This window comes from Paenibacillus sp. FSL R5-0407 (genome assembly GCF_038009185.1).
GTDB lineage: Bacteria > Bacillota > Bacilli > Paenibacillales > Paenibacillaceae > Fontibacillus > Fontibacillus vini.
Genome location: NZ_JBBPAX010000001.1, coordinates 2838117 through 2852021 on the forward strand (window position 1 = coordinate 2838117; position 13905 = coordinate 2852021).

General features: G+C 49.7%; 11 protein-coding genes. 2 read left to right on the forward strand and 9 right to left on the reverse strand.

Going from position 1 to position 13905, the window contains the following annotated elements; translation table 11 throughout:
* Window positions 1-212 precede the first annotated feature (212 nt).
* Window positions 213-1088 carry an AraC family transcriptional regulator gene (locus NYE70_RS13735; protein WP_341046374.1) on the forward strand — a complete coding sequence of 292 codons (876 nt, stop codon included), beginning with the start codon at window positions 213-215 and terminating at the stop codon, window positions 1086-1088.
* An 11-nt stretch (window positions 1089-1099) separates the two neighbouring features.
* Here the strand turns inward: NYE70_RS13735 and NYE70_RS13740 are convergent, their stop codons facing one another.
* A complete protein-coding gene (locus NYE70_RS13740; RefSeq protein ID WP_341046375.1) occupies window positions 1100-2821 on the reverse strand; it encodes an ABC transporter ATP-binding protein in 1722 nt (573 codons plus the stop codon).
* Window positions 2822-3082: 261 nt separating this feature from the next.
* Between NYE70_RS13740 and NYE70_RS13745 the strand changes: the two genes are divergently transcribed.
* The gene (locus NYE70_RS13745; protein ID WP_211024187.1) at window positions 3083-3475 is read left to right on the forward strand and encodes a CopG family transcriptional regulator; all 393 of its coding nucleotides are present in this window, start codon (window positions 3083-3085) and stop codon (window positions 3473-3475) included.
* 328 nt (window positions 3476-3803) lie between these two features.
* Here the strand turns inward: NYE70_RS13745 and NYE70_RS13750 are convergent, their stop codons facing one another.
* The 8 genes from NYE70_RS13750 to NYE70_RS13785 form a co-directional block, all read right to left on the reverse strand.
* Window positions 3804-5564, reverse strand: a complete 1761-nt coding sequence (locus NYE70_RS13750; RefSeq protein ID WP_290406729.1) for an alpha-glycosidase — start codon at window positions 5562-5564, stop codon at window positions 3804-3806.
* A gap of 161 nt (window positions 5565-5725) precedes the next feature.
* Window positions 5726-7900 carry an ATP-dependent helicase gene (locus NYE70_RS13755; RefSeq protein WP_290406730.1) on the reverse strand — a complete coding sequence of 725 codons (2175 nt, stop codon included), beginning with the start codon at window positions 7898-7900 and terminating at the stop codon, window positions 5726-5728.
* A gap of 114 nt (window positions 7901-8014) precedes the next feature.
* On the reverse strand, window positions 8015-8344 hold the full coding sequence (locus NYE70_RS13760) for a YnfA family protein (RefSeq protein ID WP_213655769.1): 330 nt from the start codon (window positions 8342-8344) through the stop codon (window positions 8015-8017).
* Between the two features lie 129 nt (window positions 8345-8473).
* Window positions 8474-8647 carry a hypothetical protein gene (locus NYE70_RS13765; RefSeq protein WP_211024181.1) on the reverse strand — a complete coding sequence of 58 codons (174 nt, stop codon included), beginning with the start codon at window positions 8645-8647 and terminating at the stop codon, window positions 8474-8476.
* A gap of 75 nt (window positions 8648-8722) precedes the next feature.
* Window positions 8723-9547: a class I SAM-dependent methyltransferase gene (locus tag NYE70_RS13770; protein ID WP_290406742.1), complete on the reverse strand. Its 825-nt coding sequence runs from the start codon at window positions 9545-9547 to the stop codon at window positions 8723-8725.
* A gap of 25 nt (window positions 9548-9572) precedes the next feature.
* A complete protein-coding gene (locus NYE70_RS13775; protein ID WP_290406731.1) occupies window positions 9573-10493 on the reverse strand; it encodes a ketopantoate reductase family protein in 921 nt (306 codons plus the stop codon).
* A 22-nt stretch (window positions 10494-10515) separates the two neighbouring features.
* On the reverse strand, window positions 10516-12429 hold the full coding sequence (gene thrS, locus NYE70_RS13780) for a threonine--tRNA ligase (protein ID WP_290406732.1): 1914 nt from the start codon (window positions 12427-12429) through the stop codon (window positions 10516-10518).
* A 403-nt stretch (window positions 12430-12832) separates the two neighbouring features.
* Window positions 12833-13783 carry an alpha/beta hydrolase gene (locus NYE70_RS13785; RefSeq protein ID WP_290406733.1) on the reverse strand — a complete coding sequence of 317 codons (951 nt, stop codon included), beginning with the start codon at window positions 13781-13783 and terminating at the stop codon, window positions 12833-12835.
* Between the last annotated feature and the right edge of the window lie 122 nt (window positions 13784-13905).

A 13905-nucleotide genomic window follows, 5' to 3' on the forward strand; every position in this document is an offset into this window, starting at 1 on the left:
CCTGTTTGTTTGACAAATCCTGCGCCGCTCCTCACCACGTTGAGTTCGGAACCATTATACGAGAGCTGTTTTACTAAATCGGTTGCATACAACCCCAGTATAGATTGTGGTAGAATGGACGGGAATGGCGAAAAGATACTCTTTTTGTACAAAAACTACTTTCTCGAGATTCGCCCGGAGGGATAATGATGCTTGCTATTAACGTGGAACTGATGCCGAAAATCAAGCTGATGGGATTCGTGTCCTATAAACAGCCATGGATTCATTTCAAAAGAACGACGCATGAATGCATTCTCTACTTCATCAAAAGCGGCGAACTCCATCTCCGGGAAAACGGTATCGACTATATCCTCAAAAAAGGGGATTTCCTCGTTCTGGAGCCGAATGTGGAGCATGAAGGAACGAAGAGGCATGTTTGCGATTACTATTACATTCACTTCGAACACCCCGATTTGAAATCGGTAGAGGTGAAGGACATGCTTACCCTAGCCAGGCACCTCATACTCGAGGAAGGGACACAGCAGGCCAGGCAGGATCATCCGATCTGCTATTTTCCCAAACATTATACTTTGTCAAAAAAAGACCGTCCTCTCTCCTTTACCGCCATGAATGAGATGCTTCAACTCTACAGACGGAAATACTTCAATCGCGGATTAACCGCCCTGAAGTTTACCGAATGGCTGATCGAGGTGTCACGGGAGCATTTTATCGATGTCCTCCAAGGCTATGAAGGGAGCAGTTCCAAATCTTCTATTAAAGTTCATGCCTTGCTTGACTATATTCACGAACACTATGCCGGCAAAATCACCAGCACAGACATTGAGCAGGAATTCGACTGCAATTACGACTATATCAACCGCATTTTCACCAAGCTAACCGGCCAAAGCATCATGCGGTATGTCAACCGCGTACGGATCGACCATGCGAAAGAACTGATCGAGGCCACCCATCTCAGCTTCAGCCAAATCGGTTATTTGACCGGACTGGAAGACCCTTATTATTTCAGCAAGCTGTTCAAGAAATACGAAGGTCTCTCTCCCAGCCAATATTACAAAAACGTGCGGGAGCAGGGAAGTGACAAGGATTAAACGGTAAGGTGTTATTCAATGCCGGAGTACAATTGGCGGTAACGCCCTTCTGAGATGATCAGTTCCTCATGAGTACCCCGATCCGTCACTGTTCCGTTGTCCATCACAAGGATTTGATCCGCATTGCGGATCGTAAATAAGCGATGAGCAATGGCGATAACGGTTCGTTTCGACTTGAGACGTTCCATGGCCTCCTGTACTAACCGTTCAGATTCGTTATCCAGAGAGGCGGTCGCTTCATCCATCAGTAAAATCGGAGCATCGCGCAGCAGCGCCCGGGCAATGGAAATGCGTTGTCTCTGTCCGACAGATAACCGGGAACCCCCTTCTCCGACTTCCGTATCGAATCCATCCGGCATCTGCCTGATAAAATCTATCGCGTTTGCATCCGTTGCCGCCCGAATCAATTCTTCCTCTGTCGCATCCGCTTTACCGTCTGCGATATTGTCACGGATCGTTCCGGAGTACAAAAAATTCTCCTGCGGTATTAATGAAAAGAAACTCCGTAACCGGTTCAAGTTTGTTGCCTGAATCTCCTCTCCATTGATCATTATTTTGCCCTCCTGCGGTTGCGACAATCCAAGCAACAGGTTGAACAGCGTCGATTTTCCGCTCCCGCTCGGACCTACAATGGCCGTTGTCTTTCCTGCCTCTACATCTATCGATATCTCCTTCAAAATGGGCTGATCCGGGTCATACCCGAAAGATATTTCCCGAAGCTCGAGACTTTGAAAATCCGATTGTGTGCCGGTCTGTTCAGGAATAGCAGGATACTCCTCCTTTTCATCGAGCACTTTAAAAATCCGGTCAGCCGCGCCAATGGCTTGCTGAAGCTCTCCCCAGAGCGCGGCTATCCCCGTGAATGGCCAGGTGAGATGATTCATCAACTGAATGAACGCAATCAGCCCGCCAATCGCCATCATACCTTGGGACACAAAATATCCTCCGACAATAAAAGTGATAATAAAGGCCAATATTCCGATTGCTGTGGCTGCCCCATTAACCGTAGCTTGTATTCGCCCGCCGCGAATTTCAGTTTCGCTTACTTCGTTACTCTTCATTTGAAAGCGTTGAAACAGCTTTTTTTCCAAGCCAAATGATTTGAAGACCATACTGGAACCGAGAGTTTCCTGGATCTGCGAGGTCATGCCGGCAATCCGGTGCTGCAGCTCATTGGAGTTTTTACGAATCATATTGCCGAAGAGCCCGCCAATGATCAGTGTCACTGGCCCGATAAAGATACAAATAAGCGCCAACTTCCAGTTAATCGTCAAAAGATAAATAAAAGAGAGTAGTGCCATCAGGGGATTGCGGATGAGTGAGATTAAGGTATCGCTGCAAGCCTGGCCAATTGCCTGATTATCACTGGTTAGGCGGGTAAGCAATTCCCCGGAATGATGACTTTGATAATATTCTCCAGGGAGACACAGCAGCTTCTTAAGCGTTCCAAGCCGAATGTCATTTCTGATGGAGGACGAGACTCGTGCCTTGTAATAGGTATCTGCATAACCGTTAATTACTGTCAGCACAAGAATTAAAACTCCCGTCCCAATGAGAGACGGCCAGACTGAGGAATCTGCTTCCACTGCAGCATTGGTAATCCGGTTTAAATACCAAGCGATGCTTAAATCAAGCGTTACGCCGGCGATCATCGTGATCAGCAAAATCAGATAGACGGATTTATACGGCCTCGTGTACCCCAACAAACGCCGAAATGTGCTTTTTGATTTCAATTGCATTCTTCCTTTCATAAAAGTTTAGGTAAGGTATATGGATCGTAATGGCTTTAACAACATTCGTAAGCCATCCTTGAAACATCCTTAGACCATCCACATACCATCCGATCGGAATCCATACTACCATAATCCCCCAGGTCACGCAACTCCTCTTGATGGGGAATGGTGTTGACAGAGTGAAAAGAATTCATGCATATTAAAGAGACTTGTTGTTTCTATGGAGCTAATGAAAGTCTTAATGATAGGAGGATATGTGAAATGGCAGATTTGGAAAAAATCACGATCAATGTAGGGCCTGTCGATTTGGGACAAATCGATTTGCTCGTTGACCAGGGCTTTTATTCGAATCGGACGGATTTCATCCGTATTGCGATCCGAAACCAGATTGATTCTCACAGCCATGAGATCAATCAGTACAAGCAGGAAAAATACTTTGTGTTCGGTGTAGCGGAATTTAACCGCAGCGAATTGGAGGATCTGAAAAGCCTGGGGAAACGGCTGAATGTAAAGCTGGTGGGCGCACTTGTTATTTCTAGCGATGTCACTCTGGAATTGGCTAAAGAGACGTTTGAAAAGGTAAAAGTGTTCGGGATGATCCGCGGACCGGAACCGGTGAAGAAATGGTTAAGGGAGCTGCAGCAAGAGTCGTAAGCGCATCCTAAAAAAGCAAAAAAGGCGGCAGTTCATTGGAATTATCCAATGGGCTGCCGCCTTTTTCGGTTAAATATTGTTTTCATTGGAAAAATCCAATGAAACTCCCTCTCAACTCAAACATCTAAGTTAGTTATGCACATATCCGTCGGCACAATCGCAATTAATCCAGCTTCGGGAACGGATTTTACCGCCAAATTCAAGATGATCTTTGGGATATCTATGAATTACTCCTGTTTATCCACAAAGTTATCCAGATATTATTCAAAGTTATCCAGTTATTCAACCTTGTACACAACCCGGTATGTGAATAATGTGAATAAACTGTTTATTTGTTGATAGCAAAAATCCGGAACTGCATCGGCTCCAGCGCATAAGACGCGGTTTCCGCACCAACGGCAACCTTCTCGCCGCTCCACAGATCGACCCCATGTTGCCCGTGCCATTTCGAAGGCAAGCTAAACGCAGACGGCTCTTCCCCGTTATTCAGAGCGACCACGATTTCCTCGTCGCCTTGGCTTCTCGAGAAGACGAACAGGCCGGAGGCGTCATCCGCTTTAAGCACCTGAAGATGACAGTTTGCGGTGATGGCCGAATGGCTCTTGCGGATGGCAATCAGCTGTTTGACGAAGCTCAGCAATTCCTGATCCTGCTTCGCCGGATCCCATTCCATGCACGCACGGTAGTAAGCGAAATCATCGCCGTCTCCCTTGAGGCCGAGTTCGTCGCCGTAATAGATGCACGGACTGCCCGGATACGTAAAGAGCAGCAGGAACGCCAGCTTCAGCTTGGCGGTATCATCCCCGCACTGGGTCAACACACGCGCCGTATCATGGCTGCCCAGCAGATTGAACAACACTTCGTTGACATTTTCGGGATACAGCTGAAGATGACTCGTAAGCAAATTTCCGAAGCGGGAAGCGCCAATTTTGCCCTTGGCGATAAAGTCGATGACCGCCTCAGTGAACGGATAGTTCATGACCGAATCAAATTGGTCCCCTTGCAGCCATGGCATCGCGTCGTTCCAGATTTCCGCCACCATATAGACATCGTCCTTCACGGCTCTTACGGTGTTTCTGAATTCGCGCCAGAATTTATGGTCCACTTCGTTCGCTACATCCAACCGCCAGCCGTCGATATCGAACTCCTCGATCCAATACTTCGCAACGCCCAGAAGATACTCTTTCACTTCGGGATTGCTCGTTTTCAACTTGGGCATGTTATCCGTAAAGGCAAAAGACTCATATGTCGGATGATCCCCTTCTTCCTCCCCGAAGCTGAGCATATGGAACCAATCCGCATACCGGGATTTCGCGCCATGCTTCAACACATCCTGGAACGGGGCGAAGCCGTAACCCGAATGATTAAACACGGCGTCCAGCATAACGCGGATGCCCCGGGCATGACATTCTTGGACTAACTTCCGGAACGTTTCCTTATCGCCGAACTGCGGATCTATTTTCATATAATCGATCGTATCGTATTTATGGTTGGTCGGCGCCTCGAAGATCGGAGTCATATAAATGCCGGAAATCCCGAGCTCCGCCAAATAGTCCAGATGCTGAATGATCCCCTCAAAGTCACCGCCAAAGAAGCTGTCCGGTTTCGGGGTGTCTCCCCATACACCATTTGTATTTGTTTTACGGCCGGGGTTTCCGTTCGCAAAACGTTCCGGGAAAATTTGATACCATACTGTATCCTTTACCCACGCCGGTGCATCAAACACATCGATTTCATTCAAATACGGGAACCGGAAAAAGCGGTTGTCCTCCAAATCCTCCGTGAATCCCATTTCGCCCAGAACCCAAGTCTCGTTGCCGTCAGTCACTTCGAACTGATAAACAAACCGGTTATTTTCCGGCGAGATCGCGATAAACCAATAGTCGAACAATTCATCGGACGTCGTCTTTGTCATCGGAACCTTGTCCGACAGCATATGCCCTTCCGCCCAGCGGTAAGGATCCCCGTGGATCAGCTCCACGCTCGTCAAATCATCCTTTTTCGCTCTCAGCCGAATATGCAGTGTGTTAGCGTCGTAGGCATAGGCATAACTGTTTTTTGGACGGTGAAAAATCGCTTCTTTAATCATTTGTTTCTTCCTCCTTCGTCAATTAAAAAAATAAAAAAGAGCACATCCCCAGATGCTCTACGGGGTTGTGCTCTTCATTCGCTTCGGATGAAAAGTCAGGCATTGCCCTTATGTTGATGTGCTCCATTTAATTGGTAGTATAGATCGGCTTGGTCCGGGTGTCAATCGCTATTCGAAGAGATCACATCCAGCAGTCCCATCTCCACGCAGGTTTGGAGGGACAAGGTCTTTATCCCTTGGTCGAATGCGATATCGATCAGATCTCCATGCCGACCGCGAACTTCTCCCTGCCCGAAAACCTTATGCCGGACGCTGTCCCCTGCCGCAAAGGCAGCCGCTAATTTTTCACCTTCGCTGCTATCCTCCGCCGGCTTTACGATGGTTCGGATGTGAGAGAGAAAACGGGATTCGGCGACCTTTTCCCCGTCCCGCTCCTGATACGTCAATAGCTCCAGCCGCCGCTTCGCCCGCGTCATTCCGACATAGAACAGACGGACGGCCTCCTCCATCAACGCCTCATCCCCCGCTGAATTCTTCTTGATATCTTCGGAAGAAGGTATAATGCCGTCAACCAGATCAATCATGTATACTTTCTCGAATTCCAGGCCTTTTGCACTATGAAACGTGGACAGCGTGACGGCATGGTCTCCCTTGTTTCTTTTCGAGGTTTTTAGCGCCGATTCCAGCACCTTCAGCCGGTTCGCAAATTCCTCCATCGTCGCCAGAGTATCCGCGATTTCCTCCAGCGTATTCAGGATCCCGATCAAAAACTCCTTGCGAAATCCGAGCCACTCGCACATTTTGTCCAGCGCCTTCTCGTAGCCGAGCCGCCCCCGGATAACCCGGATCGCTTGCAGCGGCGGCATGCCGCTCATCTCCCGGAACGTGTCCCGGTTGGCCACAATCGGCCCCCGCTGGTAATCCTGCAGCTTCACATAGTTCAGCAAATTGTCGAAAACGGACTCGTTGTTCTGGATCTCCTTAAGAGCCGCCATCTGCTGTTTGCTGATGTATCCGGCCATCTTTAAATGAATCTTTTCCAGAATGTCCGTCCGTTTATCGGTATACGTCATCCTCATAAAATTCAAAATGTCCTCTACCACCCAGTGGGAAAAGAACCGGTTATCCGTATCCTTCATATAAAACGGGATCCCGGCTCTGTCGAGCGCATTCATTAAAGCGATAGAAGAGGAGTTATTGCGGTACAGCACGGCGACCTCTGAGAGCTGGTCCGACTTCGCGATTTCCTGTACCACATGCTTGGTTTGCGATTTATAATCCGCAAAGGTCCGGATTCCGATCGGCTCTCCCTCTTCTCTCCGCTCCGTAAACATGTTCTTGTTATACCGGTTTTTATTGCGTCGGATAAACTGATTCGCCGGGTCTACGATACTAGTAGTGGAGCGGTAGTTTTGCTCCATAAACAGAATCGCCGCATCCGGGAAAGCCTCCCGGAAGTTCAGCAAATAGGAGGGCTCCGCTCCTCTCCAGCTGTAAATGGACTGGTCATCATCCGCCACCACGCAAAGATTGCCATGTCTCCGGACCAGCTTTGCGATGATTTCATGCTGAACCAGCGACGTATCCTGACTTTCATCCGTCAACATATAATCGTACTTTCCCTGGTATTTCCCCAGCAGCGCTGTATCCCGCTCGAGAATCTCGTTCCCCAAGGTCAGCATATCGTCAAAATCGACCAGCAGCTTCGGATGGCCTGAGCGTTTGAAGTCTTCATACTCGCGCAGGATCGACTCCGCCTCCGGGACCCCGGCCTTCACGGTTCCCCATTTTTCCGGCGGAAGCATTTTATTTTTGACATAACTGATATAGGTCGTCAGCTCGTCCATTTGATCGTCCGTCATATTTTCCCCGGTTAGGGATTTGAAGATTTGGCGCAAAATAACCTTTTTATGCAGCGGTGCATGTTCGGCTCCTTCTTCCTCCGCCCGTTCCAGCTCTCCGCCCCCTTCGATCATTTGATAGTTGATCCCCGTTTTGCGGAAATGCTCCCGGACCACCTCGTAGGCGAGGCTGTGAATCGTAGAAAACTGTACAGGCGGTAGCCCGGGAAAAAATCGCCGGTACCGCTCCTTCATATCATTGGCGGAAGCACGGCTAAACGTCACTGCCTTGATTCGGGCAGGCTGCACGCCTTTCTCCTCGATCAGATAGCCGATCCGCATAATGATCGTGGTCGTTTTCCCCGACCCGGGAGACGCAAGAAGCAGGACAGCCCCCTCGGTATGGAGAACTGCCTGCTTCTGAATATCGTTTAATGCGACGCCGAGCTCGCTTTGCTTACGTTCAAAAAATGCTGTCTTATAATTTACGCTCATTCTCGATGTACCCTTTCACAAAATGCGGCATGAATCACTTTATCATACCACGTTTTTTCAGTCAGGGGCGCACGGATGATCATCATCCGGCTTCCAAAAGCCGGCACTAATCGCCTAGGATGGCCGCGGCCACCACAGCATGACGGACACCCCGATCAGACAAATCGCCGCTCCGATCCAGTCGAACATATCCGGCGTCTTCTTATCCACAGCCCATCCCCAGAATACCGCGAGGATAATGAATACACCGCCATAAGCCGCATAAACCTTGCCGAACGAAGGGAATTTCTGCAGCGTGGGAATAATGCCGTAAAGCACTAGAATTAGAGCGCCAACGATGCCGAGGCCAAACGATCTCCCTTCCCGCAACCATAACCAAACCAGATAACCGCCGCCGATTTCGGCGATGCCCGCCAAGATAAATAAGATGATGGACTGCAACATATAATTCACTTCACCTTTTTCTGAAAATATATCGTCTACAGGCATTATACTTTCAATCCGCAAGCCATCAAAGAAAAAAGCCGTTCCGAACCGAATAATTCCGATTCTTAACGGCTAATAGAAATGTAGTTATATATTCTCAGCATTCTTCAAGGCATGTTCCCAGCTTGGAAAATAAAACAAAGCGCTTCGCATTAATTGAGGATCGGACTGCTTAACTTGCTTCTTGCTGATAGACACGCCGTTTCTTTGCAGTTCCCTGATCCGGTTAATCACCTGGTCTGCGTCGAGTGTAATATCCATCTGATCACCCCCTCATTTCCCATACTTGCCATTTAGGGGGTGATCTATGCAGCAGGTTTCAAGGAATGGCCTGCCTTATTTGATCCCCAGACGCATTCGGTAACTGAACAATATCTCCTTGATCTCGCCGTTAAAGTATTCCTCCACGTGGTTGCGGAAGTCTTCAATCTCCGGATGGAGTTCCGACGAACCCTGTTTCAATACCGTCTGGAGTCCGCCTTGACTCAGGGCAAGGCCCGTATAGCGTTCAGCGTCGCAGGTTTCCTTGTTATGAAACACAATTTCACGGGTATAGCGGAATACCCCGTTGTCCTTCAACACCTTCAGGTGCTCATTCTTATTTCGCTTGACCGCCCGGTCTTCTCCGTCCGTTAATTGCTTAGCCAGCAGATCGGCCTTTTCCAGCAGTTGAAGATATTCCTTTTCCAGCTTCCAATGAATGGTCGGAGGCCAATCACAGTCGTATGCCGCAAACGCGCCGCCTTCGTTCAATACCCGACCCGCCTCCTTCATGGTGCCGACCGGCTCCATCCAGTGAAACGACTGGGAGCAGGTAATAATATCGACCGATGCGTCCCCGATGTCACCCAAGGAGTTGGAATAGCCGGGAACAAAAGAAATGTGAGCTGCACCCGGGAGTGCCTGGCGCTTTTTCTCTGCTTTGCTTCTCATGTCGTCATTAGGCTCAACTCCAATGATTCGATCCGCATAGTCCTTCCATATGAGGGTGGATAAGCCCGTTCCGCAGCCCAAGTCCAGCACCAGTCCAGGTCTCTTTTCCAAATAGGAGGTCAAAATGTCCACAACGAGTTTCGGAGCTTCCGGACGAAATTGATCATATAGATCCGCAAATCCGGTAAAGCGCTCCACATTGCCTTTCAAATTTCCATCAGGTATCATCATTGCTTCCACACCTCTCCCATTTTTAATCTTTTCCTGCCGTGATACCGTACACCTTCAGATTCTGATAAATCGCTTTGAGCAGCGGAGTGTCGATTTGGTGATCCGCCGCGATTTGCAGCAAGTAACCGTGCAGGTGATCTCCTTCAATGGAGAACCCCTTCTCCATATCCCGCTGCATGGAGGATTTCATCTCATAAGACATCTTCCCCATCGTTGCCATATGCTTGTTTACGATGTCAGGATCGAGCGGAGCTCCGTGCGTAAGCATTACGGATTCAATCTCCCGAAGGACGCTGCGGAGGAAGTCGTCGCCGCCGCTTTCTCGGATCGGGCCCATAGGAGCCCGCATCAGCGTCGTCACGCCCGCCATCGTCGCGATGAATAAATATTTATGCCAAATATCCGTTTCAATATGGCCGCTGCGGACAAAAGAAGTCTTCGTCCCGCTTAGCGCTTCTTCGATCCGGCGAATCCTTTCCGTATCCTTCTGTCCGAATTCTCCGAACACAACGTAATGATTCGGACTGGAATGGAGGACGTGTCCTTCGCTATTTAATGTAGTTTCTATGAAGCAAAGGCCGCCGATTACTTGATCGGCTCCGAACTGCTCTTGCAGGATGGGATAATGCGCCACGCCGTTCAGCAGCGGCAGAACCACCGTATGCTCTCCGACGAAAGGCTTCAAATCCGTGATTGCGCTTTGCAAGTGATAGGCTTTGGTTGAAAACAGCACCAGATCATAGGCGCTTGCCGGGTCCGAAGCCGTAATCGTCTTCGACTGCAGCGTGATGTCCCCGGCGACGCTGCGGATGACCAGGCCATCCTTCTCCAGCTGTTGTTTGCGCTGCTGGCGGACCAGAAATGTAACGTCCGCTCCCTTTTCCGCCAACCGCCCGCCGAAGTATCCGCCTACCCCTCCTGCTCCAAGCACTAAAATACGCATATCTCGTCCTCCCCTTTCCGGTTTAATTTCTCGAGCGAATTTCTTCGCCAATCTGGTTGGCGATTTCCGGGATGGTTCTTGAACCGCAGTCTCCTTCGCCCCGTTTTCTTACGGAAACGCTGTCCGAGTTCTTCTCATTCTCACCCAGGACTAGCATGTACGGAACCTTCTCCAACTGGGCCTCTCGGATTTTATAGCCAAGCTTTTCATTCCGGGCATCGATTTCGACACGGATCCCTGCTTCCTCAAGCGACTTTTTCACCCGGTAGGCATAGTCGACATAGTTCTCGGAAACAGGCAGCAGCTTGGCTTGAACCGGTGCCAGCCACAGCGGAAACGCCCCTGCGTAATGCTCGGTCAGCATCCCGATGAACCGGTCGAGCGATCCGTACACCGCACGGTGAATCACGACCGGCAGATGTTTTTGATTGTCCTCGCCGATGTAGGAGAGGCCGAATTTCTCCGGCATTTGGAAATCGAGCTGAATCGTTCCGCACTGCCAACTGCGTTTGAGGGCGTCCGTAATGTGAAAGTCGATCTTGGGACCATAAAACGCCCCGTCGCCTTCATTGACGCGATATTCGATGCCGCGCCGGTCCAGCACATTTTTCAGCGATTGTTCCGCCTGCTCCCACAGCTCCTCCGAACCCATGGAATCCTCCGGCCGGGTCGATAATTCAATCTTATATTCAAATCCGAAGATTTGGTAGATATGGTCAATCAGCGCTATGACGTTGCCGATTTCCTCCTCAATTTGTTCCGGCAGCACGAACAGATGCGCATCATCCTGGCAAAATGTGCGGACCCGCATCATTCCGTTAAGAGCGCCGGAAAACTCATGGCGGTGCACCTGCCCGTATTCCGAAATCCGGATCGGCAAATCGCGGTACGAACGCAAGCTGTTTTTGAAAATAAGCATATGTCCAGGACAGTTCATCGGTTTAAGCGCATAGGTTGTGTCGTCCACGTTCGTGAAATACATATTGTCCTTGTAATGGTCCCAGTGCCCGGATTCTTCCCAAACCCGATTGTTCATCATCAGCGGAGTGCGAACCTCGTCATAACCTCTTTGCCGCTGAAGCTCGCGCTCGAAATTTTCCAGCTCCGTACGGATCGTCATTCCTTTGGGCAGATAAAAAGGCATGCCGGGCGCTTCTTCCGAGAACATGAACAACTCCAATTCCTTGCCCAACTTGCGGTGGTCGCGTTTTTTGGCTTCTTCGAGAAAATGCAGATGCTCCTCGAGCTGAGCCTTCTTTGGAAACGCCGTTCCATAGATCCGCTGCAGCATCTTGTTGTTCGAATCTCCGCGCCAATAGGCCCCTGCCACGCTGAGCAGCTTGAACGCTTTGATCCGCCCGGTGGACGGAAGATGCGGCCCCCGGCATAAATCCAGAAATTCGCCTTGCTCATAGACTGTAATTTCCGCGTCCTCCGGCAAACCCTGAATCAGCTCTAATTTGAGCGGTTCTTCAAGCTTTTCAAATATTTCCGTCGCCTCTTCCCGGCTGACTGCACGGCGAACGATCGGCAGATCCTCCTTGATGATCCCTTCCATTGCTTGTTCAATCCTGGCCAGATCATCGATGGATAACGGCTTTTCGATATCAATGTCATAATAAAAACCGTCCGCGATTACCGGCCCGATACCGAGTTTAACCGCCTTGTCCCCGTAAATTCGCTTGATCGCCTGGGCCATGACATGCGCCGTGGTATGTCTGTATATCTCAAGCCCCTCTTTGCTGTCCAGCGTAATCACCTCAATGGTGCTATTCTGGCCGATCGGGCAGTTAAGGTCTGCGAGCTTCCCGTCGATCTTGCCGGCGACAGCATTCTTTCCGAGTCCGGTACTGATGGACCCCGCGACTTGGGCAAGGGTGGTTCCTTTCTGATACCTCCTAACAGTTCCATCTGGCAAAGTAACTTCGATCTCCATGATTTAGCCTCCATTTCTTCAGTGATTGAACGCTGATTCCGAAAAAAGAATGCAAAAAAACGCATCTCATCCGCCAAGGGACGAGTGCGTTCAACTCGTGGTTCCACCCTAATTCGACCTCCGTCCTTCATCGCCCGGCATTTGCTCAAGGGATGGGAATGGAAGTCCTTATTAGAATCCGGTATCGGGGATTAGTCGGTGGCACATACTGCCGCTATCCAGTGGATCGGCGGGTTCAATGCCACGGCTGCAAAGGGGTAATTCCACGTCCGTAACAGGAGAAGCTTTCAGCTTGGGCTTCTCTCTCTGGGCAGTCCGTGATGGGAATCATGTCTTTGGTCATCACCTGGTATTTGTTATTGGCTACAACAATATTACAAAGTCATCCTAAAAGTCAAGGGCCTTATTTTACGTAGGCTCCAATAAATTCGGATACCTCATGATCATAAGCCTCCGGATTCACGAATCGGGCAAGACCATGCCCGGCTCCCGGTACAACCACGAGCTTCTTCTCCGACGGGCCGTTCTCGTACAATTCATGCACCATTTCGGTCGGCACGAACAGATCCGCATCGCCATGAATGAATAGAGTCGGGGTAACTGATTTTTTCACTTGCTCCAGGGCGGATGCCTCCCCAAAGAAATATCCAGCCCGCAATTTCGTCAACAGACTGGTAGTCTGAACTAACGGGAAGGACGGAAGATGATACATTCGTTTCAATTGGTAAGCTAACTGATCTTTGGCTGACGTGTAGCCGCAATCGTCTACGATCGCCTTCACATTGGCCTGCAGTTTCTCCCCGCTGGTCATCAGAACGGTTGCCCCGCCCATGGACACGCCGTGCAGCACGATTTGCGTCTGATTGCCCGAATGCTCGATGACCCGCTCAATCCACCGGACATAATCCTTTCGTTCCGGCCAGCCGAATCCGATATAATTTCCTTCGCTTTCACCATGTCCGCGGGCGTCCGGCAGAAGCACATTGTAGCCCAGCTTTTCCCTGTACATTTGCGCCAAATTGCCCATATCCGCAGCTTTGCCGCTGTATCCGTGCGCAATAATAACGGTTTTATCACTTGGGATTTCTGCATCCAGGTAGAAGGCGTGCAGCATAAGTCCATCATCCGACTTCAGGCTCCAGTCCTCAAAAGCCTGCTGCTCCCACCAGTGTTCATTTTTCGAATAAGGGGTCTCATCGGCGCTGACACTGACCTCCAGGTCCGGGTTGCCGTTCAAAAACTCCTTGTCGGCGCGGGCGACTGCAACATTGTAGAAATAGAAGCTTGCAGCGGTGAGTACAAGAAATACAAGAATAATTACGGAAGCAACCACCATAAACACCTTTCTCTTCATCAAAATTTCCTCCGGCTTGCCTTTGAATTACATTACATAACATTATACCGTTTTCAGACCACATCACATGATGATAATTTATATAAACTGAAAAAAAAACGCCCCTTCCCGTATGGAAGGAG

Bases quoted from the DNA above. Each gene is read 5' to 3' on its own strand.
- NYE70_RS13735 (WP_341046374.1), top strand. From the start codon at position 213: ATGCCGAAAATCAAGCTGATGGGATTCGTGTCCTATAAACAGCCATGG.
- NYE70_RS13745 (WP_211024187.1), top strand. From the start codon at position 3,083: ATGGCAGATTTGGAAAAAATCACGATCAATGTAGGGCCTGTCGATTTG.
- NYE70_RS13750 (WP_290406729.1), bottom strand. From the start codon at position 5,564: ATGATTAAAGAAGCGATTTTTCACCGTCCAAAAAACAGTTATGCCTAT.
- NYE70_RS13755 (WP_290406730.1), bottom strand. From the start codon at position 7,900: ATGAGCGTAAATTATAAGACAGCATTTTTTGAACGTAAGCAAAGCGAG.
- NYE70_RS13760 (WP_213655769.1), bottom strand. From the start codon at position 8,344: ATGTTGCAGTCCATCATCTTATTTATCTTGGCGGGCATCGCCGAAATC.
- NYE70_RS13765 (WP_211024181.1), bottom strand. From the start codon at position 8,647: ATGGATATTACACTCGACGCAGACCAGGTGATTAACCGGATCAGGGAA.
- NYE70_RS13770 (WP_290406742.1), bottom strand. From the start codon at position 9,547: ATGATACCTGATGGAAATTTGAAAGGCAATGTGGAGCGCTTTACCGGA.
- NYE70_RS13775 (WP_290406731.1), bottom strand. From the start codon at position 10,493: ATGCGTATTTTAGTGCTTGGAGCAGGAGGGGTAGGCGGATACTTCGGC.
- thrS (WP_290406732.1), bottom strand. From the start codon at position 12,429: ATGGAGATCGAAGTTACTTTGCCAGATGGAACTGTTAGGAGGTATCAG.
- NYE70_RS13785 (WP_290406733.1), bottom strand. From the start codon at position 13,783: ATGAAGAGAAAGGTGTTTATGGTGGTTGCTTCCGTAATTATTCTTGTA.